This is a genomic window from Lacticaseibacillus manihotivorans DSM 13343 = JCM 12514 (genome assembly GCF_001435035.1).
GTDB classification, from domain to species: domain Bacteria; phylum Bacillota; class Bacilli; order Lactobacillales; family Lactobacillaceae; genus Lacticaseibacillus; species Lacticaseibacillus manihotivorans.
The window spans coordinates 1-23,777 of the sequence record NZ_AZEU01000041.1 but is presented as its reverse complement, the minus strand read 5'-3'; the positions used below and the strand labels follow the sequence as shown (position 1 = coordinate 23,777).

The window sequence follows — 23,777 nt, the reverse complement described above, 5'->3', positions numbered from 1 at the left end:
ATCATCAGATGAATTATTGTATTTCATCTGACAACCATAAAGGGATTATCGCAGGACGATGACGTCCGAGCTTATTTTTTTCCTGTGAACGGCTAAATTTCAACCAGACACCGGAGTCAAAACCAGTGAGTTGTCTAGTTGCGCAAGGCGTGTTTCTAACGTAAACTGGATGGGACTAATCGATTCGACAAAGGAGCGCATATCTTGGATAATCAGCCACAGATCCGGCGGACACCGCCATTTAACAAAGAAGCTGAACAAGCCGTTTTAGGCGGGATCTTTTTAAATCCCAAGAAATATATCGACGCTGCGGATTATGTGACCGCAGACGATTTTTATATGCGCGCCCATCGCTTGATTTTTGCAGCGATGACAGCATTGAATGATCGCGAATCGGTGATCGACTTGGTCACGGTGCAAGATTATTTGGATTCTCATAATCAACTGGAAGATGCTGGTGGGATCGCGGCCGTGGTTGAACTGGCCGACGCGGTGCCAAGTGCTTCCAGCATTGTTTACTATGCCAAAATTGTCGCGGAAAAGGCCCAACTGCGCCGCTTGATCGATACTGCGGAAAGTATTGCCGAACGCGGTTATAATGATCAAGCTGATGTGCCAGCGTTGTTGGAAACTGCATCTGACGAAATGTTGCAAGTCGCAGATACCACCAATCGCTCAGGTTTTCGGCCGATCAAAGACATTTTGAACCAAGCGATGACTGAAATCGACAAATTGTACCAAAACGATTCCGATGTCACCGGCTTACCGACTGGCTTTAAAGACCTCGATAAAATCACCACTGGTTTACACGAAGGGGAACTGGTGATCATCGGGGCGCGGCCGGCCATGGGGAAAACCGCATTTGTGTTGAATATCATGCAAAATGTCGGCACGAAAACCAACAAAACGGTTGCGATGTTCTCCCTGGAAATGGGTGCGGAACAATTGATCAACCGGATGCTATGTTCTGAAGGCTCCATTGATGCCAATCATTTGCGGACTGGGCAACTTAACGAAGAAGAATGGCAGAACTTAATGGTGGCCATGGGGAGTTTAAGCCAAGCCAGCATTTATATCGACGACACCCCAGGGGTCCGCATGGCTCAGATCCGTTCGCAATGCATGAAACTAGCGCAGGAAAAAGATCTCGGCTTGGTGATCGTCGATTACTTGCAGCTGATCGAAGGTTCTGGCCAAGAAAACCGCCAACAAGAAGTCTCTGCAGTTTCTCGGGGCTTAAAAAAGCTCGCCAAAGAACTAGGTTGTCCGGTGATTGCCTTGTCTCAGTTGGGACGTGGCGTCGAACAACGGCAAGATAAGCGCCCGGTGCTGTCTGATATTCGTGAATCTGGTTCGATTGAACAAGATGCCGATATCGTCGCCTTTTTATACCGTGATGATTATTATCGTGATGGTGGCGAAGGCGCAGATGGTGATGACAATGAAGGCGGTGGCGATGAAGAAGACAGCAATGTCGGCGAAGTCGAAGTGATCATTGAAAAGAACCGTTCTGGGGCGCGAGGTACCGTGAAGTTGTTATTCGTGAAATCTTACAACAAGTTCAGTACCATTGCTTATCAACCGGCACCATAATTTCCCGGGAAATATTTTGAAAGGTGGCGAGCCACATTTGGATGCCATATTAATGAGTTTAATGACTGCGTTGAACGAAGGCCTGATGATCAACGTTTATCAGCGCGATACCGATGATTTTTATACTGGTTATGTCAAAGCGCTGGGCAATAATGCGGTGATTTTAGCCACGTATAATGATGCTGGGATCGCTGACGGGTCCGTGTGGCTGAATTTTGCCGCCATCGCCCAAGTGGAATTTGCTGGCGTCGATCTCGATGACATGCAATTTCGTATTAGTGTGGCCGAATCGGAACATTTCCTGTCGTTAGCAGGACAAGAAAAACCGCTGAAGTTTGATGCCACCAATGATTTGTTGGGACAGCTGGTGACACAAGTTCAAGCGAGCCAACAAGTGGTGATGGTGATTTTGGCTGATGATGATGCCTATTTGGAAGGCCAAGTCGTTGCCGTAGGAAAAGATCATTTCCAATTCAACGTCTTTAATAAATTCAACTTCACGGATAAGCGGGAAATGACGGTCGATTATTCTGATGTGTTAGTGGTGGAATTTCAAGGCTTGGATCTGCGTCAAGAAACCGCCTTGGTCAGCAAACGTGACACCCTCAAGCATGTGAAATCAGCGCTGATTCCAAATGATGGCCAGTTGGGAAATATTTTTTCTGAAGCGATGGTCACTGGCAAAATGCTGGCAGTGATGCCAAAAGGTAATGAAGATCAATTCTTCGTCGGCACCGTCAAAGCCCTTAACGCCGATACTGTGGTGTTGAGCTTAAAAGATATGGCAGCGCAATTCGGCGGTTACGTCGCGATTCGCTTACCTGAAATTCAAAGCGTCACTACTGCGAGTGACTATTTACAAACGGTGAAATTCTACGCGCAATGGGATGTTGACCATGATTTCACCCAACAGCCAGTATTGAATGCTGATCGGGAATTTGATTCCTCAGATGACTTGATCCAAGGCTTAGTGGCCTCGGCAGCAGCTTTTTCTCGGGTGATCCGCATTCGCGTGGCAGATACCGATGAACATTTATTGGGGTATCCAGCCCAATTGACTGCCACTGGTTTTGTGATGAATCTGGTCAATGAAGAAGCTGGTGAACAAGTGCCAGTGCGTTTTGATGCTGTACTAGAATTAGCGTTTGGCCATATCTACGCCTACTTACAAGAAGCGTTGGACCATCGCGAGTGATTCGGTAATTTAATGATTAACAACAACTCGAACAAATTTTGTTCGGGTTTTTGTTTGCAATTAAAAAAATATCAATTGATTATTCGGGTTTTGGCTTGTATGTCAGGCGCAGACTTGGTAGAATAGCCAATGGCAGTTAGTCATACTCAAAGGAGCGAACACACATGGGAACAGTAGTTGTTGTAGGCACACAATGGGGCGATGAAGGTAAAGGGAAGATCACTGATTTTCTCAGCCAAGGCGCCAAGATCATCAGTCGTTATCAAGGCGGTGACAATGCGGGGCATACCATTCACTCTGAAGGCCAAGTGTACAAATTACGCCTGATCCCAAGCGGTATTTTGTATCCACATCAGTTGTCCGTGATCGGCAATGGCGTGGTGGTCAATCCTAAGAGCCTGGTCGAAGAATTGGCTTACCTCAAAGAAAAAGGCGTTGACGGCAAAAACTTGCGCATTTCTGATCGCGCACATGTGATCTTGCCTTACCATATCGCTTTGGATAAGCTACAAGAAGCCGCTAAAGGCGACAACAAAATTGGTACTACCAACCGCGGAATCGGCCCAGCATATATGGACAAAGCTAGTCGCGTTGGGATCCGGATCGCTGATTTATTGGACAAAGAAATTTTTGCGGAACGCCTGCAAGCGAACTTGGATGAAAAGAACAAAGAATTCACCAAGCTTTACGGCGCAGAACCAATGAAGTTCGATGATATTTTTGAAGAATATTATGGTTATGGCCAACAAATCAAACAATATGTCACGGATACCTCTGTCGTATTGAACGATGCCATTGATGCAGGGGACAATGTGTTATTTGAAGGCGCACAAGGCGTCATGCTGGATATCGACCAAGGGACTTACCCATTCGTTACCAGTTCCAACCCGGCTGGTGGCGTGACCATTGGTGCCGGGGTCGGCGCGTCTAAAATCGACCGCGTGGTTGGCGTAGCTAAGGCTTATACTTCTCGGGTCGGTGATGGCCCATTCCCAACTGAACTCGATGATGAAGATGGCAACTTCATTCGTGAAGCTGGTCATGAATATGGGACAGTTACTGGTCGTCCTCGTCGGGTCGGTTGGTTTGACGCAGTTGTCGTTCGGCATTCTCGCCGGGTCGCTGGCGTCACTGACTTGTGCTTGAACTCTATCGATGTGTTGACTGGCTTGAAGACCGTTAAGATCTGCACGGCATACGAACGCAACGGCGAAACCATTTATCACTACCCAGCATCCTTGAAGCAACTCGCTGAATGCAAGCCAGTTTATGAAGAAATGCCTGGTTGGGATGACGATATCACTGGGGCCAAAACCCTTGAAGATCTCCCAGAAGCAGCCCGCAACTATGTCAAACGCATTGCGGAATTGATCAATGTGGACTTATTGACCTTCTCGGTTGGCCCAGATCGCGACCAAACCAACATTTTGGAAAATATTTGGGATAAGTTCTAATTGCAACTTAAATCGCAAAATCGCCTCACACAGTCAAAAAGCGGGCTGGGTGAGGCGATTTTTATCTGTGGTGAGGTTTTGAAGCTGTCGGTAAGATCAGTCCGAGTAAGCTGATCATCAAGCCGATGCTGATGATTGCAATGATCACGTCCATGGCAAACCTCCAAATCAGTAAGTTGCTTGTTTCACATGAAACGAGTCCAGTTTAATTGTTCTAAATGTTCTTTTTTCTTGGCTGTGGTACACTAATGGTCTAAGGAGTGGTGATGATGCTGGAATATGATGAGATCAAAGCGCAATTTGAAGTCGGGCAAAAAATCAACTTTGACCTGATTTTACAAAAAGTCATTAAGGGCTGGGACCATCGGCCAAAGATCATGTTGCACTCTTGTTGTGCGCCTTGTTCGACTTATACTTTGGAATATCTCACCCAGCACGCTGATGTGACGGTGTATTATGACAATCCCAACATCCATCCCCGCATGGAATACGAGCGCCGCAAGCTGGTGCAACAGCGTTTTATCTCAGACTTCAACGAGCGCACTGGCAATCATGTCCAGTTTATGGCATCAGACTACAAGCCGAGTGAATGGCTGGCAGTGACCAAATCATTGAAAGATGAGCCAGAAGGTGGCGCGCGCTGTCATGTGTGCTATCAATTCCGTTTGGATCGGGTGGCTAAGAAAGCTCAAGAACTCGGTTTTGATTATTTCGGCAGTGCCTTGACCATTTCCCCGCAAAAAAATGCGCAAGTGATCAACGAGGAAGGGTTGGAGATCCAGCATTTTTACAACGTGTCCTATCTGCCTAGTGATTTCAAAAAGCGTGGCGGTTATGCACGTTCCGTTCAAATGTCTAAAGACTACAACGTGTATCGGCAGTGTTACTGTGGTTGTTTGTTTGCTGCCAAGCAACAAGGCATCGACTTGGCGCAAGTCAACCGCGAGGCCACCGCGTTTGTCAAAGCGCATCAACATGAGAACTTTGATCACATTCAATTCCATATTGAACAACCGGCTAACGTTTAAGTGAAAATCGGACCACTTCTATGCCAGTAGAAGGGTCCGATTTTTGCGTTACGCGGCAAATTGATTTTGCACATATTCGTGATACAAGGCGTGTGATTTCACGAGTTGGTCATGCGGCCCGTGTCCAGAAACATGACCGTTTTCAATAAAGTAGATCTCGTCAGCGTCGACGATGGTGGACAGGCGATGCGCAATGACTAAGGTGGTGCGGCCTTTCATCAACTGAGTGAGAGCTTTTTGCACCATCATTTCTGATTCTGAATCCAGACTAGCGGTTGCTTCATCCAACATCAATAGTTTGGGATCGCGTAAAAAGGCGCGCGCAATGGCTAACCGTTGGCGTTGGCCACCAGAGACTTTGATGCCACGTTCGCCGACTTCTGTATCCAAGCCTTTTGGCATTTGATGGACGAATTCATCGGCATAAGCTAACTTCAACACATCCCACAATTGTTCATCCGTGTAGTCATCCGCCGAACCATAAGTGAGGTTATAGCGAATCGTACCCGCCATAATTGCAGCATCTTGAGACACCAAGCCGATTTGATTGCGCCAATTGGCGAGATTAACTTCTTGGGCATTTTGATGGCCGATCAGGACTTGGCCAGCATCTGGTTGATAGAAGCGTTCCAGCAACCCAAACACCGTCGACTTCCCACCGCCAGACGGTCCAACAAAGGCCACCACAGAATTAGGTTTGGCTTCAAAGCTCAAATCATGCAAGATCTGTTCGCCTTGGTCATAAGAAAAATCGACATGTTGCATGGAAACCGTTTGACCGTCGAGCGGTAAATCGACGCCAGCGTTTTGTTCTTCTTCAGGCTCATTGAGTAATTGTTGAATCCGTTCCGTGGCGCCAGAAGTTTTGGCCAAGGTGGTGAAAAATTGACCTAATGCCATCACTGGGCCGAGCATTTGAAATAAATACATCAAAAAGCTCAACATGGTGCCGATCGTCATGGAGCCGGATAATACCCGGTGGGCGCCATAAGCTAAGACGCCGATAATGACCGCCATCATGGCACCCGTCATCAAGGGTCCGGCGATCGAATCGTAAATCGCTTCTTTTAACCCGATGCGATAGAGCTTATCGATTTGAGCATCACCGGCCTGGCTTTCTTGGGTTTCAGCGTTGGAAGACTTCACTAAACGGACTTCGCTGAGAATTTCGCCGGCTTCACCGTTAAAATCAGCCAGTGCATCTTGACGTGCGCGGCCAACTTTATGCGATTGGCGACCGACTGGCATCATCACCAGCATCACTAGCGGTACCGCGATAAACATGATCGCGGTCATTTGCCAGTCCATTACGAGCATCAAGACCAAAGCGCCGATCAATTGCAACAAACTGGTCATCAGATTTGGCAAAGTGTTCGCCAACAGTTGTTTCACTTGGCTGGAGTCATTGACCAGCCGCGAGGATAAGACACCAGATTTTTGCGTGTCGAAGTAGCTGACTGGTAAATGCAGGAGCTTATCCCATAACTTACGTCGCAGTTCGGCGACCACATTTTCCCCGAAAAATCCTAGGATCGTGCCAGAGCCAGCGGAAATTAAGGCACTGACGATGAAGATCCCGACGACGGCAATCATTAAACCAGCGTTAATGTGTTGGCCGAGTTGGTTGATCAAGCCTTTGGCAAATTGCGGGACAATCAAGTTCCCGGCGGTGGCGATCATGCCTAAGAGGATGCCGACCACTAATTGCCAGTATTTTGGTTGAATGCTTTTGATCAAGGTCATAAAGGCCTGGCGATCAAAAGTTTTTGATTTTTGTTTCATTAATGCCTCCGATCAAACCAAGCACCGCCAAAGGTTTGGCCAGAAAAATGGTCGAATTGGTGGTGCCAGCGATGGGCTTGTTGCATCAGATCCTGCCAATCATCGCCAGATTCGTCTAAACCAGCGAGCAACTTGGTCAAAAGTTCACGCAACTGCGTTTGTTCCGCATCAGTTAACCCACTGAAGCAAGTTTGGGAAAAGTCATCTTGTAGGCGACTGGCCCCTTTGAGAAAAGCGCGACCATCGTCGGTGAGGAAAATCTTGCTGACGCGCTTGTCATCAGGATCGGCTAAGCGTTCAACGAAGTTTGCATCGAGCAGCTTTTTGACTAAGGCGGAAACAGAACTGGGACGAATGTCGAGCTCCACGGCAATTTCTGTGTTGGTCAAGCCGTCGTGTTGGTTAAGTAAATGCAGTAAGCGGACTTGGCCGCGGTTAGATTGTGTGTGGTCTTCTCGGTTGTAGCGGGTGCGCAAGGCAGCTGAGGCGAAAGTGCGATTTTCAAGTAAGCGGCCAAATAAGGCCAATAAGCTTTGAGTATCTTCAGTCATAAGGAACCTCCGGAATTTAGTTAGGTTTATATTTGTTAGGCTAACAATTGACGTTGCTCAGTATAGTTAGTTAGGATTTGTTTGTCAACACTAACTAATTGTTTTTTTGCCAAAGTATCAAATCGAGGGCGTTTCGCAAATATATATAGTGAGGAGGTGGTGAAGACCTTTTGTTGTTGATCGCGATCGCAAGTTTCGAGGAGGAAACAAACATGAAGAATCGCAAATGGGTATTGGCTGTTGTATTGGGTGTGTTGGCCAGTGGTGCGCCAGTGGCAGTAGGCGCTGACGTCAACGCAGGGCCTGGGAATGCCACAACGAACTTGACCAATGTCAGCGGTGGCTTTGAATTGGCCGATGGGAGCGACAGTATTGCGGCAAATTCCACAGCGCAATTTGATTTAACGGCAGAAACCTTGGCCCTGTATGCTGTGCCAAACCTGCATTTCCAGTCAGGCAGTATTGAAAAGTTGATTTCTGGGGCGGTCACCCTCAATTTTGATCCTGAAAAGGTGACTCCTGATGATCAGAATTTTGATGGAAACAATTTTCAACAACTCGTGGTAGAAGATTATCGTGGGACCAATGCTGGTTGGCAAGTCACTGCGAAGTTAGGTGATTTTTCCGGCAAGAAAACCATCACTGCAGATCAAATTACTTTGGACGGGCCAGTAGGTGGCAGTAATATTAACAACGTATCGTTTACTAACGCTAACTTTGCTGGCACCAATGCGACAGTGTTGGATGCACCTCAAGATGCCGGCTCTGGGTTGACTAATGTGGAAGTGGTAAAAGGGCAATTGGTGCTGCCAGAGGATAACGCAGCATTAGCAGGCACCTATCAAGCAACGGTCAACTGGGCACTGTTAGCGGCGCCAAGCGCTAGTTAGTGAAACCAATGAAATACTGGGTGATCGGGTTATTACTGTTGAGTGGCTTGTGGCCAAGTCAATCAGTGCTGGCAGCTGATCCCACAGACGTCGGCCCGGCAATGCCGGCAGTGGTGGTTGATGGCAATGCCACGGCGACCAGTACTGCGCAAGTGGATGTGGTCGCCCAAACCTTAGCGTTGGTTCAAGTGCCTGATCTCAGGTTTCAAGCCGTGAAAGTCAAGGACTTGATCCAAGGCCCGCAAACCTTGGCGATGGTGTCAGGGAGTGTCACTAAAGATGGTGAAGGCCCGGGATTTGACGGGGATGATCAAGAGCAAATCGTGGTGGAAGATTATCGCGGCACTAACAGTGGCTGGCAACTGTTGGTGAAACTCGATGCCTTTCAGCTTGCTGATTCATCTCAAACTATCATGCCGACGTTGGCGCAGTTTGGCCCGACTAATGCAATGGGCGTCAATGTCTCAGGCGTTGGTTTGAGCGATGCTAACTTTGCCGACAATGATGCGCCGGTTGTGGTCGCGCCAGCGGACCGCGGCACTGGCACCACCACGATTCAAATCGCAACGGCCTCATTGACTTTGCCCCAAACCAAAAGCGTTTTAGCTGGTGATTATCGCGCCCCGCTGAATTGGTTACTCGTCAGCGGGCCGCAACCTTAAGCGCACGCCAGTGGTGACACTGGCGTACATACGAGGAGGTGGACTCATGAAAAAATGGTGGTTAATGATCGGGTTATTGGTGATGTTTTGGCCGAGTCATTTGGTTCACGCAGAAGGGGCGGGTTTTACGGTGACGCCACAAATGACTGCTTCGCAAATCGGTGGCAATTTAGGCTGGTTCAATTTATTGGTGAAACCAGGCGTTCAAGAAAAATTACCAGTGGTTGTGGCCAATCAATCCGATCAAACAAAAACGGTGCACTTGCAATTGACCAATGCTTATACGCAACGCAACGGGCAAATCGGGTATGATCCCAACACTCAAAAGCGGATCAATGCCCAAACCAGTTTAACGGCAGTGGGTTCAAAACCAGTTACCGTGGAATTAGCCCCAAAAACGGGGAAAACGGTGACCTTTACCGTCACGCCGCCGGAGTTTTCCGGTGAGGTGTTAGGGGCGATTTATGCCCAAGATCAAACACCTGCCGCAAAGTCCAGTGCCAGTGGCTTTGCCATCACCAATCAGTTTGCTATGGTGGTGGCAGTCGTTATGCAAACTAGCGAAACCAAAGTGGCCCCGCAGTTGACTTTAAATTCAGTGTCTGCAGAGGCCAAACAAATCATTGCGCATGTTCAAAATCCTAAGCCGACGCTTTTTGGCAAGATCACCTTTAAATCAACCGTCAGTTTAGACGGGAAAACAGTGTTAACGCAAACAGATAAGAATTATGCGATGGCGCCAAACAGTGATTTTGCCTATCAATTAACGCCGAAAACGACCTTGCAACCTGGTCAGTACCAATTAGTGATTGATGCCACCGCCGGTAAAACCAAGTGGCATCTGACCGAAAGTTTTACCATCACCAAGCCAGTGACGCCAGCGCCGACTTCGACGAGCAAAACGGCGGCCAAGCCGAATTACACGTGGCTGTTTGGTTTAGCCATTGTGTTGGCGATGGTGATCGGGATCTTTATCGGTAAAAAACGCGGAGGTGGCAACCATGCCTAAATGGGGGATGAGTCTGTTGATCGTCAGTGGACTATTAGCCAGCACAACTGCCCGCAGTATTGCCCAATTTGAATTGAAACCAGCAAGTTCATCCAGTCAGGCAACGTCGCAATATGACGCCGCCACCAGTTCGTCGGTGAATTCAAAATCAACGGCAAATCCAAAGAATATGACCAAGCAATCGTCATCAACTGCTCAAAGCTTTCCTCAAGTTGGCGAGCGCACATTATCAATGACGACTGGCGTTTTATGGTTAGTAGTGATCGGTGGGGTCGGGATCTGGCAAGGAGGACGCCGGCATGCGGATTAAAGCTTGGGGGATGATTTTGTTTTTGATCAGCTTGGGACTTTGGCTCAGTCCCATTCACCCAAGTCATGCCGCCACACCAAGCGTTACCCCGCCGCCAAATATTCAGGTGGGCTTTTACACGATTTCGCCGACTACTGGTGCCAGTACCTATTTCAAAACCCAACCGACTTGGTATCGCATGACCAATGTTGGCACACCGGTAGCTGGTTGGACGATCGTACATGCGGGAGAAGATCTTCAATTGCGCGCAGTCGTTGCCAAAACAGGTTGGGATTGGTTTCGCACCGCATCATTGAGTATCACCATTCAAAAAGACAATGGTGCGATCGATAATTTTTCTGGGGACTGGAATGCGATTGGCGATCCTGCGATGTTAGCAGCGACTGCGCAGTACGGGTTGGTGTATCAAACTGGTTATATTGCCAACCTAGCTGTAAATAATGAAGATATTCGCTATGAAATGAAAGTGCCCGAAGTCGCGCAACCAACTTGGTACACCTTGCAAATCAATGTTAATTTGACGTTTGGTAGTGATCCGTTGCGTACGATTGCTTCTAATTTAGCGCGCGTGCTAGTGATCCCGAGGAATTATGCGCCTAATCTCACGCCGTCGGAATCGGTTTTGTTTAAAGGCCAAAGCGCGACATTGGCAGTTGAGGCGCTCGATAACTCAATCGTGCCGGACTATCAATTTACGCCGACGACTGCATTAATCACCCAAGCAATTGGTAATGGTTTCCAAGCGATGGCCACTGGATCAGTATCAAGCACACCGATTCAAGCCAAGATTCAATTTGCGCCGATGTTTGGCGGCGATGCGCCAGTTAACGTCGATTCAAATGCTGCGGTTATCGATACCGCAAACCTGCCTGATGTGACCGTAAATGAGAATCAATCGGCGACGTTTGCTTTACAACTCCCATCAGGATTAGTGGCAACCAATACGCGCTGGTACGTCGGCGATGTCCAGCAACCTACTAGCAATAATGGTGAATTGGTGATCCCATTGGCAAAAAGCAATGCTGACGTTTATGCGATCAGTGATTTTAAACGCGGTCAAATCACTGTCGCCCAAAATGTTCGTAGTAATACCGCTAAATTGACAGTGATCCCAGCGCACCATGACTACAGCGTTGATTTCAGCGAACCTTTTTTATTTGTCAGCGGTGGGCCGTCGTCACGCTTGCTGACTACCACCCAGTTAAAAGCGCAAGTTGAAGCGATTCCTAATGATGCCAGCCCGATCGTATGGCACGCGTATCAACCGGATAGCAAAATTCCGTCGACATTAGTGCAAGTCAAAGCTGACGGCACTGTGATCGCTGGACCAGATCCTGGTAGCGTCGATGTCGAAGCTGATTTCACAACTGCTTCGACGACGCAAAATAGTGTGCGGCGTTTAAATGTCGTGAAGTTACCTGATGCGTCAGCTAATGCCAATCAAGCAGTAAATTTCCAAGCGCCAACGCTACCGGTGGATCAATTGGTCAATAACAGTTGGTATTTGGCGGATGCTGATGGGAACTTCCCGGATCAGCCGACTGCGACAGGCAATACGTTGGTGGTATCCGGCCCAGTTGTGACCAGCGCGCAAAATAACCGGCAGTTTCAAGTCGTGATGCAAGTTCAAGCTGACGGTCAACAGTACACGCTAAATTCAAATGTGGCCAACCTCACTGTCATTCCGCCTGCGGGATTAGTGTTACAAGCCGTACCGAGTTTTTATTTTGCCAATAATAATGCAACGCCGCCGACTGTTTCAGAGTTGATTGCCGGCAATACGGCCTTGACGCCGACGAACGGCCCTCAACAATTGGTGATTTCAGACACGCGAACTAACGCTGGCAATTGGCAGTTGAGTGTTGACATGACGGATCTCAAATCCACGCATACGCAAGCCGAACTTGGCGCAAATGGCGGGTTAGCATTGTTGAAGTTTCAAGGCGATCAAGCGCCAGGCGCAATCCCGGTAAAAATCGGGGCCAGTCCCACGGCCATCACGACGCTGAAAGCACCACTGATAGCGTGGAATGTGACGGCGAAGTTGAATTTACCAAGTATTTCAGCGCCGCAAGCTGGGGTGTTTGATGCCCAACTACATTGGACGCTTGCGGCGACACCGCTACCGCAAGCACCGTAAAGGAGGATCAATCATGTGGTGGTTCATCGGGAGTTTAAGTTTAGTGTTGGCAACGATCGGGGGATATTTTCATAGTCGCAACGGGCAACGTGAATGGCAAATCTTAAAGCGCAATGCGCAACAGGATCATTTGAAAAAAGGACGCTGGTGCCGCGCTTTGACCCTGCGCTTGTTCGGGCACAAATAAAAAAACCGGTCTGCATGTCTGCAGGCCGGTTTTCGTGATCAGCTGCGGCAACTTTCTGAACGCTTGCGCGCCAGTCGCTTTCACTGATCGTGGTTTGGCACCGTCAAATAGTATCGCATGTCGAAATTCTAAAGTCAAACAAAAACCTCAAGCCCAAAGACTTGAGGAATTTAAAAAATTAGTTGTTCATGCCGTCAGCGTATAACTTCAGCTTGCCGTTGACGATGCTCTCCACTAAATCAGGATAGGCCACGCCTTCAGCTTCTGCTTCTTGTGGCAGTAAGGAAAGTGGGGTCATGCCAGGTAAGTTATTGGCTTCGATCACCCAAACGCCTTTATTGTCATCCACGAAGAAGTCCACCCGGCCGTAGTTTTGCATGCCTAACGCATCCATGGTCTCAACGGCAACGCGTTTCATTTCATCATGCACATCGTCAGCTAAATCATCAGGAGGGGTGACGAAAGTGGTGTGACCTTCGATAAACTTATGTTCAAAGTCATACCAGCCGTCATGGACCTTGATTTCAATGGCTGGGAAGGCGTGACCATTGACTACGCCTAAGGAGAATTCGCGACCTTTGATAAATTCTTCAATGATTGCCGAATTATCAAAACGGAACACGTCTTCTAAGCCGGATTCCAGTTCATCAGCGTTATGGGCAATATGGGTGCCGACAGATGAACCGCCAGAAGTTGGCTTTAACACTACCGGGTAATCAAATGGCAAGGTGTGACCCTTAGCCCCTTGATCGCGTGTAATTTCCACAAAGGCAGCAGTTTTGATCCCTTTGTATAACATGATCTCTTTGCTGTAGACTTTGTTCATGGTGATACCAGAAGCGGTACTACCACTACCGGTGTATTTGATATTGTTCAAGTCGAGGACGGCTTGGACTTTACCATTTTCACCATCGCCACCGTGCAAGCCGATGACAACAATGTCTGCGGCTTTACAAATGGCTAAAACATTTGGACCAAACAACTGAGTGGTGCCGTCAGTGCGTAACTTGTTGATCACGTCGTCGGTAAGTACGGCGTCTGAGATCAGCAAGTTGTCACTGGTGTTGGCTGTTTCAAAAACAGTCTCTGGAGCGCGACCTTGTAAGTCGTACCCTAAAAATAAATCGATGAATGTGGCTTGGTGGCCTTTTTCGCGTAAGGCGTTGGTCAAGCGATGGCCACTAGAGATAGAGACGTTTCGCTCGGTGCTACGACCGCCAGCTAAAACGACAATCTTCATAGGAATGATCCCTCCGTAAGTTTATAGAACCCTAAGTGTACCACAAAATACTAAAATCTCGATAGTCGCGTAACCGTTTTCAAACATTCTTAACTTTTTTCTCTCATGCTCTTTTCATGCAAAAACGCCAAAATTTCGTTATGCTAGAAATTATTAAGCCAATAAGGAGGGCACACGCTTGAAAATCATCGCTTACGGCGCACGCGTCGACGAAATCGACTATTTGAACCAATGGGGGCAAACCTCAGGACATGAATTGACCATTCGCACAGAGTTATTGACGGAAGACACGATCCACTTAGCCCAAGGTTATGACGGCATCAACTGCTTACAAACCACGCCATATTCTGCCGCCATGTTTGAAAAAATGGGCGAATATGGAATCAAATATTTGACCATTCGCAACGTCGGCACCGACAACATTGATTTTGAAGCCGCCAAAAAAGCTGGTGTGCGTATCGCCAACACCCCAGCTTATTCGCCTAACGCCATTGCCGAATTCTCTGTGACCATGACGTTGAACTTATTGCGCCGGTTAGGAGAAGTCGAAGCTGCCTTAAAAGCCGATGATTACGGCAAGTCCACCACTTTTATCGGGCGTGAACTGGCGCAACAAACCGTCGGCGTGATCGGTGCTGGTCGCATCGGGCAAGCGGCGATTCGCTTGTTCAATGGGTTTGGCGCCAAAGTGTTGGCCTATGATCCGCATCCGGTACACACCGATTTGGAATGTGAATATGTAGATCTGCCGACCTTGTATGCCCAAAGTGATGTGATCGATTTGCATATTCCGGGCATCGCTGCCAATGATCATCTCATTAATGCCGAAGCGATCGCCCAAATGAAGCCAGATGCCGTGATCATTAACACAGCCCGCGGCAATTTGATCGATACCAAAGCCCTACTGAATGCTTTAGAAGCAGGAAAGCTCGGCGGTGCTGGCATCGATACCTTTGAAAATGAATCTTCGGCTTTAGTCAACTTCGATCAAACTGGCCATTTCCATGATCCGTTGTGGGATGTTCTGTTGCAACGTTCGGATGTATTGCTTGCCCCACACATTGCGTATTACACCCAAACCGCCGTGCACAACATGGTATTTTACTCGTTAGGCTACTTGATCGATTTCTTAACGACTGGCGCAACAGAAACCGAAGTTACTCGCTAAATACGAATATTAAATGAATTAAATACGAAAACAAACGTATTTTTCCTTGAACTTTTTTGTGGGATGGGTTAAGCTTTAGACATCCTAAAGGCGAACAAAGGAGCTATCATGGAAAATTTCTTTCAACTAAGTGCGAACAATACTAAAGTTGGCACTGAAATTATGGCGGGTTTAACGACATTCTTTGCCATGTCGTATATCTTATTCGTTAACCCACAAGTTTTGTCTTTGACCGGGATGCCTTCGCAAGGCGTGTTCTTGGCCACGATCATTGCGTCAGCAGTCGGCACTTTAGTGATGGGGCTGTTTGCCAATGTACCGTACGCTTTAGCACCAGGCATGGGGCTCAACGCATTCTTCACTTATACCGTGGTGTTTGCGTTAGGCTTCAAGTGGCAACAAGCCTTGGCCTTAGTGTTCATCTGTGGGATCATCAATATTTTGATCACCGTGACGAAAGTTCGGAAAATGATCATTATGGCGATTCCAGAAGTGATGCAACATGCCATCGGCGGTGGGATCGGGATCTTCGTCGGTTACATCGGTTTGAAGAATGCCGGTTTCTTACAATTCACGTCTGATTCTTCTGATATTTTAAGCATCAACAACGCCGCTTACAACGCGGCAACGACCCATTTCAAAGGCGGCGTCACTGGCGTTGTTACTGGCGGCGGCATTGTGCCAGCCTTGGTTAACTTCACCCAATCTGGTGCAATGTTAGCGTTGATCGGCTTATTGTTGATGACAATTTTAGTCGTGAAGAAAGTCCCTGGTGCGGTGTTGATCGGGATTGTGGCTACGACCTTGATCGGGATTCCCATGGGGGTTACAGATCTATCTTTCTCCAGTGCTAACAGCTTTTCTAATTCATTTGCCCAATTAGGCACGACGTTTGGTGCTGCTTTTGGATCAAACGGGATCGGGAGTTTGTTTACCAGCCCGACGCAATCAGTGATTTCGATCATGACGATTTTCGCCTTTAGTTTCTCAGATACGTTTGATACGTTAGGGACCTTCATCGGTACTGGCCGTCGTACTGGGATCTTCTCAGACGCCGACGAAAAAGCCATGGAAGAAGGTCATGGTTTCTCGTCCAAAATGGATAAAGCCTTGTTCGCGGATTCCATTGCCACTTCCATTGGTTCCATCTTCGGGACCTCTAACACCACGACTTATGTTGAATCTGCTGCCGGGATCGGTGCTGGTGGTCGCACCGGGTTAACGGCTGTCACCACGGCTGTCTGCTTTTTGATCTCTGCTGTGTTTGCCCCAATTATCTCCGTGGTGCCAACGCAAGCGGTCGCACCAGCGTTGATCTTAGTTGGGGTGATGATGGTTTCCAGCCTCAAAGAAATCGACTGGTCTAACCTTGAAGAAGCGGTTCCTGCATTCATGGCCTCGATCGTGATGGGCTTGATCTATAACATCTCTTATGGGATCGCCGCAGGGTTTATCTTCTATTGCTTAGTCAAGTTGATCACTGGCAAGGCCAAAGAAATTCATCCGATTTTGGCGATCGTGTCTATCGGGTTTATCATCAACTTCATCATCTTAGCCGTTTTATAAGCGAATTCGACGAACAGCCTGGCGGTGGTCAGGCTGTTTTTGTTTGGCAAAAAAACGAAACCTATTCAGGAAAGGTGCCGAAGCGAATAAAGGCAACTTGCCTCAAAATAATTCCGAACGAAAACGGTTGCAATCGAGCTTTATCCTCGATTTTAGGTAAACAACCGCTTTAAATCCGAACATTAAAAATATTCTAATTGAAAACAACCGCATTTTACCTTGATTATCCGCTCAAAGGCGTGTAGGCTAAATCTTAACATTTCAATTTAAGGAGCCTATCATGGACCAGTTTTTCCAACTAGAAGCGAACCATACGACCAAACGTCGCGAAATTATTGCCGGCTTGACCACGTTTTTTGCGATGTCTTATATCTTGTTCGTCGCACCGGATACCTTGTCATTGACTGGCATGCCGTCACAAGCTGTGTTCTTAGCCACCATTATTGCCAGTGCCACTGGGACTTTGATTATGGGCTTGTTCGCCAATGTTCCTTATGCGTTAGCGCCGGGGTTAGGGCTGAATGCGTTCTTTACTTATACCGTGGTATTTGCGCTAGGCTTCACGTGGCAAGAAGCGTTGGCCTTGGTGTTCTTATGTGGGATGATCAATATTTTGATCACCGTCACTAAGATCCGGAAATTGATCATTGTTGCGATCCCAGAAGTGATGCAACACGCGATTGGCGGTGGTATCGGGGTGTTCGTGGCCTACATCGGCTTGAAGAACTCCGGTTTCTTACAATTTACCTCGGATGCGTCGAGTATTTTAAGCGTCAATGGCGGCTCTGCAACGGCGCACACTTTTAAAAACGGAATCGACTCCGTGGTTTCTGGCGGTGGCATCGTGCCAGCTTTAGTGAACTTTACCCAACCAGGTGCGCTCGTCGCCTTGATCGGATTGTTGTTAATGGCAGTGCTAGTCGTCAAAAAGGTTCCTGGTGCGGTATTGATCGGGATCGTCGCCACCACGTTGATCGGGATTCCTTTTGGGGTCACCAACTTACATATTTCGAGTGCCAACACCTTAGGCCATGCAATCGGCCAACTCGGCACAACGTTTGGGGCAGCCTTTTCCAGCAAAGGGTTCGGGAGTTTGTTCACTGACACCCATCATATTTTGTTGTCGATCATGACGATTTTTGCGTTTAGCTTCTCGGATATTTTCGATACGTTAGGCACCTTTATTGGGACTGGTCGGCGGACTGGCATTTTCACTAGTGACGATATGAAAGCTATGGAACATGGGCATGGATTCTCCAGCAAAATGGACAAAGCGCTGTTTTCTGACGCGATCGCCACTGGGGTCGGTTCGATTTTTGGGACGTCCAATATTACCGTGTTTGTCGAATCTGCTGCTGGGATCGGCGCTGGCGGTCGCACCGGGTTAACAGCGGTGGTCGTGGCGATTTGCTTTGGGATCTCGAGTTTGTTGTCACCAGTGATCGCCATTGTGCCAACGCAAGCCGTGGCACCTGCGTTGATCATGGTCGGGGTCATGATGATGTCCAGTTTCAAAGAAATCGACTGGTCTAACCTTGAAGATGCGATTCCTGCTTTCATGGCTTCCGTGGTCATGGGCTTGATCTACAATATTTCTTATGGGATCGCCGCCGGGTTTATCTTCTATTGCTTGATCAAGTTGATCACCGGCAAGGCCAAAGAAGTGCATCCAGTGTTGTGGGTCGTCACGCTTGGTTTCATTTTAGATTTCGTCTTTATGGCGTTAATGTAAACCAGTGCATGCAAAAAGCACTTTGGAAATTTTTCCAAAGTGCTTTTTATATGGGTTAGAACCGATAAGCGGGGTCATCGACGACGGCCTCGCGGTCAAGCGTCATCGCCAGCAAAGCCACTTTTTGGCCATTGGCGAGTTTGCGCGTGTGGGGGTAAGGTTGATTTTGGAAGTGGTTTGCGGCTAACCATTGCTTGAGTTCAGCATGTTCTGGCACGATCATGGTCAACTGCGATAAGCCGAGTTCAAAAAAGGAAAACCCGACCACCCGCGGAATGATTTCTTGATACAAGGCCTCAGCAAGCTTAGCATCAGCGACTTCTAACCGCAATTGCGCGCGCGTGAAGTCAGCATCGAATTGCCACAAGCAAATGCTGCCGACAAATTGCTTGGTTGCGCGATCGGTAATACCGTATAACAAGGCTTGATTTTTCATGACGAGGCGCATGGATTGGTTGATATAATGTGCAGTTGCCGGAATATCCGGATCGGTTTTGCGACCAGAAAGCTCGGCTTGTTGGGTATTGGCTCGGAGTTCATGCACAGCTTTTAAGTTGGAATTCGTCAGCCAATCCAAGGTGTAATGCGTTGATAATAAAGGATGATATTTTTCAAAACTGATCATAAAGGCTCCTATAAGGGATCGTTGAAATTCTTGCGATAATAGTCCACATCCATCACTTTGTATTTGCCGTTGGTAAAACGCGCGATGATCTCACCGTTTTTGGCGCGCAATGGTGACGCATCTGGTGTACGTAAGGTGAGCCCAGTGGCAGTTTGGCGAATGTTGGCGGCATCAGCACCAAAAAAGGATCGTAAAACTTCCGGATCGAGGTTCGGTCGGATCGGTAAAAAGTGTGACATTTTGGCAGTAGAAAAGGCTGAAAATGCGCCTTGAGGAAATTCAGATAAAGAAGATTCAGACATACAAATGGCCACCTTTCTTGAAATCGCTACAATCTTTAGCTTCATGGTATCACAGCAACTCGAGTCGGCATAGTGCCGAAAATGTGTGAAATGATTTACGAAATTCCACCCAAGGTCTTTAAAGATAACGTTTTCATGTTATAGTAGACTCATATTCAAATTTTTGATATTTGAATAAGCGCGGTCTTTTGCGCCGCGCAAGGGAATAGAAGGTGGCAGATTGAGTAGTCTTTTTGATACACAGCGGTTTTCGCCGCTGGCCAGCCGCATGCGACCACAAAATCTCGATGAAGTGGTCGGACAGCAGCATCTGCTCGGTAAAGACCGCGTACTACGGCAACTGATTTTAGCCGATCACGTGGCCTCGATGATTTTTTGGGGCCCACCTGGTGTCGGGAAAACCACGCTGGCGCGGATCATTGCCAAGCAAACCAAAGCCGAATTCGTGACGTTTTCGGCAGTGACTAGTGGCATCACTGAAATCAAAAAGGTGATGCAAGACGCTGAAGCAAATCTTGCGTTAGGTCAGCGGACCATCGTGTTCGTTGACGAAATTCATCGTTTTAACAAAGCCCAACAAGACGCGTTTCTACCATATGTAGAGCGTGGCAGTATCACCTTGATCGGCGCGACGACGGAAAACCCTTCGTTTGAAGTCAACGCCGCATTGTTAAGTCGTTTGCGTGTGTTTGTCTTGCAAGCACTGACCGCAGACGATTTGGTCACATTATTGAAGCGGGCGTTAAGCGATCCGCGCGGCTACGGATCTTCAAAAGTTGAAATCGCAGATGAGGTCTTGCACCAAATCGCGGATTTTGCCAATGGGGATGCGCGCATTGCGCTTAACACGTTGGAAATGGCTGTGACCAATGCGCAAACTGATGAAAGTGATCATATTCAAGTGGCCAAAGATGCCGTGGCGCAACTGTTGACGAAAAAGCAGTTGCTTTACGACAAAAACGGTGAAGAACACTACAACTTGATTTCAGCGTTACATAAATCGATGCGCAATTCTGATGTGGACGCCGCACTTTATTGGTTGGCGCGCATGTTAGAAGGTGGCGAAGATCCGCTTTATGTCGCCAGGCGCTTGGTACGGTTTGCCTCAGAAGATGTCGGCATGGCAGATTCGCGTGCCATTGAGATCTGCGTGTCAGTGTTTCAAGCCTGTCAATTCTTGGGTATGCCAGAATGTGCCGTGCACTTGGCCCATGCGGTCGTGTATTTGAGCTTAGCGCCAAAATCAAACGCGGTTTATACCGCCTATGAAGCGGCCAAAGCCGACGCGTTGAACGATCGCGACGACCCAGTGCCGCTACGGATCAGAAATGGCGTCACGGATCTAATGAAAGATCTCGGTTACGGCAAAGACTATCAATATGCCCATGACACCAAAGATAAGCTGACCGATATGCAAACCATGCCAGACAATCTCGTCGGCCACCACTATTACCATCCTGGCAATGCTGGATCTGAAGCCAAAGTTGCCGCCAGACTTGCCCAAATTGCCGCGTGGCATGCGGCACACCATCCCAAAAAATAAAACGCGCTCGCGCGTCAACTTACGCGATCCATCAGTTGATCGTGATTCAAGGAGTGAATGAAATGGTTAAAATTTTAGCAGTAAACGCTGGTAGCTCCACATTAAAGTGGAAATTGTTTGAAATGCCATCTGAAGAAGAACTCGCAGAAGGCTTAGTTGATCGCTTAGGCCAACCTAAAGGCAATATCAAAGTTAAATATGGGGATCATCAAGTGTATCGCGATGATAAGCCAGTGGCCAACTTTGGTGAAGCCGTTGCTTCGGTGATGGAGAACTTGAAGTCTTTAGGTTTGGTCAAAGAATTGCATGAAATCGTGGGGATCGGCCATCGTGTGGTTGCTGGTGGGGAAGAATTTACTGAATCCACAGTCGTTGACGATGACGTCTTGTTGAAGATCCAAAACCTTCGCGATTATGCGCCATTGCACAACCCAGTTGAAGCCCAATACATCGACGTTTTCCGTAAAATGATGCCATGGGCTACTGAAGTTGCCGTTTTTGATACAGCCTTCCATCAAACCATGGATCCTGAAAACTTCTTATATTCGATCCCTTACAAGTACTACAAAGAATATGGTGCTCGTAAGTATGGGGCGCATGGGACTTCTGTGCGTTATGTCTCCAAGCGGACTGCCGAATTCTTAGGCAAAGATGTCAAAGACTTAAAGACAGTGGTGATGCACTTAGGCTCTGGTTCTTCCATTACGGCGGTGCAAGGCGGGAAGTCGGTTGATACTTCCATGGGCTTTACCCCGTTAGCTGGGATCACCATGAGTACCCGTTCAGGGGATATCGATTTCTCGTTGGTCGCATACTTAATGAAGAAGCTTGATATCGGCTTGGATGAAATGTTGCACATTTTGAACCATGACTCTGGGGTGTTAGGCATTTCTGAATTGTCTCAAGACCAACGCGACTTAAAGGAAGTTGAATTTGACAATCCGCAAGCCAAGTTGGCCTTGAACATTTACGCTAACCGCGCAGCCAAGTATGTCGCCGGCTATGCTTCCGTGATGGATGGCATCGATGTGTTAGTCTTCACTGGTGGTGTCGGCGAAAATTCAGACGAAATGCGGGGGCAGATCATCGACAAACTCCACTTCTTAGGGGCAGGTATCGATGATGCCGTCAACAAAGCTTCTCATGGTGTCGAAGTTGATTTATCTTCTAAAGACGCTAAGATCAAGACCTTGTTGATCCCAACCAATGAAGAATTAATGATCGTTCGTGACGTGTTCGAACGACTGTAAAGTGAAATCAAAAAGGAGTTCGCCGAAATGGTGAACTCCTTTTTACTTGGAAACAAATGATATCAGTGCCGTGTCATGCTAGAAATGATCAAGGTAAGACACAGAATATAGAATGCAGAGCTGATAATGGCAAGGGACTTGATTGATGCATCAGCTTTAGTGTTATCTAGTTTGCGTTCGCTGATGGACAGATAAACAAGCAAGCTGATCGTCGCATTAACGATATTTCCGAGTAGTAGCTGGCAAACTGCAAGTGGCCAAAATGTCCAGCGGGCAGTTTCGCGACTAGCCAAAACATCATCTTTCTTTTGCCAAAGGTAATATCCAACAATCAAGTTGACTAATACAACGATCATCATAATCGCAGAATATGGGCTACCATGCAATATTGTCTTTAAATCAACGTTACCAGCTTTTAAACCAGATATATACAGATAAGCAAAGTAGCCGATCGACGTTAGGATCAAGATGAGATAGTTGAAGAAATACATTCGATCCAAACTGACAATAAGATGGCGTGAGATATTTTTGATCCAAGTCATCATATGATCCCTCCTGTTATTACAATTAATAGTCTACGCATGCTGGCAAGACTTGCAATAGCAAGAAAGTAAGCGCAATCATTATGAACCAGATTTGTACAAAACGTCTGGAAATAGTTTCACAAGACTGTCGTAGCGCGGTTAAACACCGTAGACATCCAAGTAATACCGAAATGTTGCGTCCACAACAAATTCCAAAGGCGAAAAGAAGTTGTAGTCGATCCCCGGCGCTGCTTGAATGTCAAGACGAGTGCTACAGTAGTACAGATTATAATCTGCACGTGATGCAGTTGAATTTTTGGAAAGTGGCGTGATTGATAAGATTGGGACTTTTCTAAGTTTCAATGACATGAGTCCTTCATTGAGCTCAACATTCTCTCCTCGGTATGAAATTACAATCAAGAGATCATCTGAATGCAGAGTAGGTAATAGCCACTTGAGCTCGGTAATTGAAGGAATCGTATAAAGGGTCATCTTGCAGGCTAAAAAGTTTCTAGCCAGAAGGTTGCAGGCGCGTTTTTCACCCCAATCGGTGCCGTAGAGATAGATGTGTGACGCGTCATGCATCAAGTTCACTGTCGGGATGAGATCAGTTTGCGATAATAGTTTAATTGTGTCGTTCATATCCTTGATCAATGCTTCAGTATGATTTTTCTTAACCTGGTCTTGTTCTTTAGCTTCCGCGGTAATTACATAGCGTAATTCAGTGAAGCCAGAGAATCCTAATTTTTTTGATAGTCGGGTCAAAGAAGCAGGTGAAGAATAGACACGATCAGCAATTTCAGTTGACTTAAGCTCACCAATCGTATCGCGATTACGTAACAGAAATGACACCAGTTGCATATCATTTTGGTTCAGTCGATCTGCATTTTTGTTGATTAAATCCTCAAAACTCATAACAGCCACCTCTAGTTAATATTGAAGAAAATCTGAAACTGTTTTCGTAAATTGAAAATATTCCCGCGTTTTACAATCAAGTTAGCCACTATCGTTAGCACTCAGACAAAA

22 protein-coding genes are annotated in these 23,777 nt (G+C 47.3%); 15 read left to right on the top strand and 7 right to left on the bottom strand.

The window, feature by feature from the left end:
* Positions 1-204 precede the first annotated feature (204 nt).
* The 4 genes from dnaB (at position 205) to FD01_RS02790 (ending at position 5,270) form a co-directional block, all read left to right on the top strand.
* Positions 205-1,593, top strand: coding sequence for a replicative DNA helicase (gene dnaB, locus FD01_RS02805; RefSeq protein ID WP_056962512.1), 1,389 nt, complete (start codon positions 205-207; stop codon positions 1,591-1,593).
* Between the two features lie 37 nt (positions 1,594-1,630).
* Positions 1,631-2,788 carry a hypothetical protein gene (locus FD01_RS02800; RefSeq protein ID WP_056962511.1) on the top strand — a complete coding sequence of 386 codons (1,158 nt, stop codon included), beginning with the start codon at positions 1,631-1,633 and terminating at the stop codon, positions 2,786-2,788.
* A gap of 164 nt (positions 2,789-2,952) precedes the next feature.
* The gene (locus FD01_RS02795) at positions 2,953-4,242 is read left to right on the top strand and encodes an adenylosuccinate synthase (protein WP_056962510.1); all 1,290 of its coding nucleotides are present in this window, start codon (positions 2,953-2,955) and stop codon (positions 4,240-4,242) included.
* A 269-nt stretch (positions 4,243-4,511) separates the two neighbouring features.
* On the top strand, positions 4,512-5,270 hold the full coding sequence (locus tag FD01_RS02790; RefSeq protein ID WP_056962509.1) for an epoxyqueuosine reductase QueH: 759 nt from the start codon (positions 4,512-4,514) through the stop codon (positions 5,268-5,270).
* Between the two features lie 48 nt (positions 5,271-5,318).
* Here FD01_RS02790 and FD01_RS02785 read toward each other — a convergent pair whose 3' ends face one another.
* The gene (locus FD01_RS02785; RefSeq protein ID WP_056962508.1) at positions 5,319-7,052 is read right to left on the bottom strand and encodes an ABC transporter ATP-binding protein; all 1,734 of its coding nucleotides are present in this window, start codon (positions 7,050-7,052) and stop codon (positions 5,319-5,321) included.
* Complete coding sequence (locus tag FD01_RS02780) at positions 7,052-7,603, bottom strand: MarR family winged helix-turn-helix transcriptional regulator (protein ID WP_056962507.1); 552 nt, start codon at positions 7,601-7,603, stop codon at positions 7,052-7,054. Before FD01_RS02780 ends, FD01_RS02785 begins: the two co-directional genes overlap by 1 nt.
* A 212-nt stretch (positions 7,604-7,815) precedes the next feature.
* Here FD01_RS02780 and FD01_RS02775 point away from each other — a divergent pair, with 212 nt between their 5' ends.
* From FD01_RS02775 to FD01_RS15965, 6 genes are read left to right on the top strand one after another with little or no spacing between them, the layout of a single operon-like run.
* Positions 7,816-8,493: a WxL domain-containing protein gene (locus FD01_RS02775; RefSeq protein WP_054716690.1), complete on the top strand. Its 678-nt coding sequence runs from the start codon at positions 7,816-7,818 to the stop codon at positions 8,491-8,493.
* An 8-nt stretch (positions 8,494-8,501) separates the two neighbouring features.
* Positions 8,502-9,155: a WxL domain-containing protein gene (locus FD01_RS02770; protein ID WP_056962506.1), complete on the top strand. Its 654-nt coding sequence runs from the start codon at positions 8,502-8,504 to the stop codon at positions 9,153-9,155.
* 46 nt (positions 9,156-9,201) lie between these two features.
* Positions 9,202-10,164, top strand: coding sequence for a WxLIP family cell surface protein (locus FD01_RS02765; protein WP_056962505.1), 963 nt, complete (start codon positions 9,202-9,204; stop codon positions 10,162-10,164).
* Positions 10,157-10,474 (top strand): hypothetical protein, encoded by a 318-nt coding sequence (locus FD01_RS02760; protein WP_056962504.1) that lies wholly within the window; start codon positions 10,157-10,159, stop codon positions 10,472-10,474. The genes FD01_RS02765 and FD01_RS02760 overlap by 8 nt, the downstream gene beginning before the upstream one ends.
* Positions 10,464-12,614, top strand: coding sequence for a hypothetical protein (locus FD01_RS02755; RefSeq protein ID WP_056962503.1), 2,151 nt, complete (start codon positions 10,464-10,466; stop codon positions 12,612-12,614). The genes FD01_RS02760 and FD01_RS02755 overlap by 11 nt, the downstream gene beginning before the upstream one ends.
* Positions 12,615-12,627: 13 nt before the next feature.
* Positions 12,628-12,801 carry a hypothetical protein gene (locus tag FD01_RS15965; protein ID WP_156647258.1) on the top strand — a complete coding sequence of 58 codons (174 nt, stop codon included), beginning with the start codon at positions 12,628-12,630 and terminating at the stop codon, positions 12,799-12,801.
* Positions 12,802-12,979: 178 nt separating this feature from the next.
* On the opposite strand, the gene FD01_RS02750 is transcribed toward FD01_RS15965, so the two are convergent.
* Positions 12,980-14,041: a D-alanine--D-alanine ligase family protein gene (locus tag FD01_RS02750; protein WP_054716669.1), complete on the bottom strand. Its 1,062-nt coding sequence runs from the start codon at positions 14,039-14,041 to the stop codon at positions 12,980-12,982.
* 178 nt (positions 14,042-14,219) lie between these two features.
* On the opposite strand from FD01_RS02750, the gene FD01_RS02745 reads away from it, so the two are divergent.
* The 3 genes from FD01_RS02745 to FD01_RS02735 all read left to right on the top strand — a co-directional run bounded on the left by FD01_RS02745 (position 14,220) and on the right by FD01_RS02735 (position 18,507).
* Positions 14,220-15,209 (top strand): D-2-hydroxyacid dehydrogenase, encoded by a 990-nt coding sequence (locus FD01_RS02745; protein WP_056962502.1) that lies wholly within the window; start codon positions 14,220-14,222, stop codon positions 15,207-15,209.
* A 108-nt stretch (positions 15,210-15,317) separates the two neighbouring features.
* A complete protein-coding gene (locus FD01_RS02740) occupies positions 15,318-16,775 on the top strand; it encodes an NCS2 family permease (RefSeq protein WP_054716665.1) in 1,458 nt (485 codons plus the stop codon).
* Positions 16,776-17,055: 280 nt separating this feature from the next.
* On the top strand, positions 17,056-18,507 hold the full coding sequence (locus FD01_RS02735; RefSeq protein WP_056962501.1) for an NCS2 family permease: 1,452 nt from the start codon (positions 17,056-17,058) through the stop codon (positions 18,505-18,507).
* Between the two features lie 55 nt (positions 18,508-18,562).
* On the opposite strand, the gene FD01_RS02730 is transcribed toward FD01_RS02735, so the two are convergent.
* Entirely contained in the window at positions 18,563-19,132 is a 570-nt protein-coding gene (locus FD01_RS02730; protein WP_056962500.1) for a hypothetical protein, read from the bottom strand.
* Between the two features lie 8 nt (positions 19,133-19,140).
* A complete protein-coding gene (locus FD01_RS02725) occupies positions 19,141-19,434 on the bottom strand; it encodes a hypothetical protein (protein WP_056962499.1) in 294 nt (97 codons plus the stop codon).
* Between the two features lie 268 nt (positions 19,435-19,702).
* Here FD01_RS02725 and FD01_RS02720 point away from each other — a divergent pair, with 268 nt between their 5' ends.
* Together FD01_RS02720 and FD01_RS02715 are read left to right on the top strand one after the other, a co-directional pair.
* A complete protein-coding gene (locus tag FD01_RS02720; protein ID WP_056962513.1) occupies positions 19,703-20,977 on the top strand; it encodes a replication-associated recombination protein A in 1,275 nt (424 codons plus the stop codon).
* 62 nt (positions 20,978-21,039) lie between these two features.
* Entirely contained in the window at positions 21,040-22,227 is a 1,188-nt protein-coding gene (locus FD01_RS02715; RefSeq protein ID WP_054716696.1) for an acetate/propionate family kinase, read from the top strand.
* Positions 22,228-22,289: 62 nt separating this feature from the next.
* Here the strand turns inward: FD01_RS02715 and FD01_RS02710 are convergent, their stop codons facing one another.
* Both FD01_RS02710 and FD01_RS02705 read right to left on the bottom strand, forming a co-directional pair.
* The gene (locus tag FD01_RS02710) at positions 22,290-22,772 is read right to left on the bottom strand and encodes a hypothetical protein (RefSeq protein WP_054716658.1); all 483 of its coding nucleotides are present in this window, start codon (positions 22,770-22,772) and stop codon (positions 22,290-22,292) included.
* A gap of 138 nt (positions 22,773-22,910) precedes the next feature.
* Positions 22,911-23,666: a MurR/RpiR family transcriptional regulator gene (locus FD01_RS02705; RefSeq protein WP_056962498.1), complete on the bottom strand. Its 756-nt coding sequence runs from the start codon at positions 23,664-23,666 to the stop codon at positions 22,911-22,913.
* Between the last annotated feature and the right edge of the window lie 111 nt (positions 23,667-23,777).

Coding starts and splice junctions, on each gene's coding strand:
- FD01_RS02790 (WP_056962509.1), top strand. CDS start 4,512: ATGCTGGAATATGATGAGATCAAAGCGCAATTTGAAGTCGGGCAAAAA.
- FD01_RS02795 (WP_056962510.1), top strand. CDS start 2,953: ATGGGAACAGTAGTTGTTGTAGGCACACAATGGGGCGATGAAGGTAAA.
- FD01_RS02725 (WP_056962499.1), bottom strand. CDS start 19,434: ATGTCTGAATCTTCTTTATCTGAATTTCCTCAAGGCGCATTTTCAGCC.
- FD01_RS02765 (WP_056962505.1), top strand. CDS start 9,202: ATGAAAAAATGGTGGTTAATGATCGGGTTATTGGTGATGTTTTGGCCG.
- FD01_RS02740 (WP_054716665.1), top strand. CDS start 15,318: ATGGAAAATTTCTTTCAACTAAGTGCGAACAATACTAAAGTTGGCACT.
- FD01_RS02710 (WP_054716658.1), bottom strand. CDS start 22,772: ATGATGACTTGGATCAAAAATATCTCACGCCATCTTATTGTCAGTTTG.
- FD01_RS02785 (WP_056962508.1), bottom strand. CDS start 7,052: ATGAAACAAAAATCAAAAACTTTTGATCGCCAGGCCTTTATGACCTTG.
- FD01_RS02760 (WP_056962504.1), top strand. CDS start 10,157: ATGCCTAAATGGGGGATGAGTCTGTTGATCGTCAGTGGACTATTAGCC.
- FD01_RS02735 (WP_056962501.1), top strand. CDS start 17,056: ATGGACCAGTTTTTCCAACTAGAAGCGAACCATACGACCAAACGTCGC.
- FD01_RS02730 (WP_056962500.1), bottom strand. CDS start 19,132: ATGATCAGTTTTGAAAAATATCATCCTTTATTATCAACGCATTACACC.
- FD01_RS02705 (WP_056962498.1), bottom strand. CDS start 23,666: ATGAGTTTTGAGGATTTAATCAACAAAAATGCAGATCGACTGAACCAA.
- FD01_RS02770 (WP_056962506.1), top strand. CDS start 8,502: ATGAAATACTGGGTGATCGGGTTATTACTGTTGAGTGGCTTGTGGCCA.
- FD01_RS15965 (WP_156647258.1), top strand. CDS start 12,628: ATGTGGTGGTTCATCGGGAGTTTAAGTTTAGTGTTGGCAACGATCGGG.
- FD01_RS02720 (WP_056962513.1), top strand. CDS start 19,703: ATGCGACCACAAAATCTCGATGAAGTGGTCGGACAGCAGCATCTGCTC.
- FD01_RS02775 (WP_054716690.1), top strand. CDS start 7,816: ATGAAGAATCGCAAATGGGTATTGGCTGTTGTATTGGGTGTGTTGGCC.
- FD01_RS02755 (WP_056962503.1), top strand. CDS start 10,464: ATGCGGATTAAAGCTTGGGGGATGATTTTGTTTTTGATCAGCTTGGGA.
- FD01_RS02715 (WP_054716696.1), top strand. CDS start 21,040: ATGGTTAAAATTTTAGCAGTAAACGCTGGTAGCTCCACATTAAAGTGG.
- FD01_RS02750 (WP_054716669.1), bottom strand. CDS start 14,041: ATGAAGATTGTCGTTTTAGCTGGCGGTCGTAGCACCGAGCGAAACGTC.
- FD01_RS02780 (WP_056962507.1), bottom strand. CDS start 7,603: ATGACTGAAGATACTCAAAGCTTATTGGCCTTATTTGGCCGCTTACTT.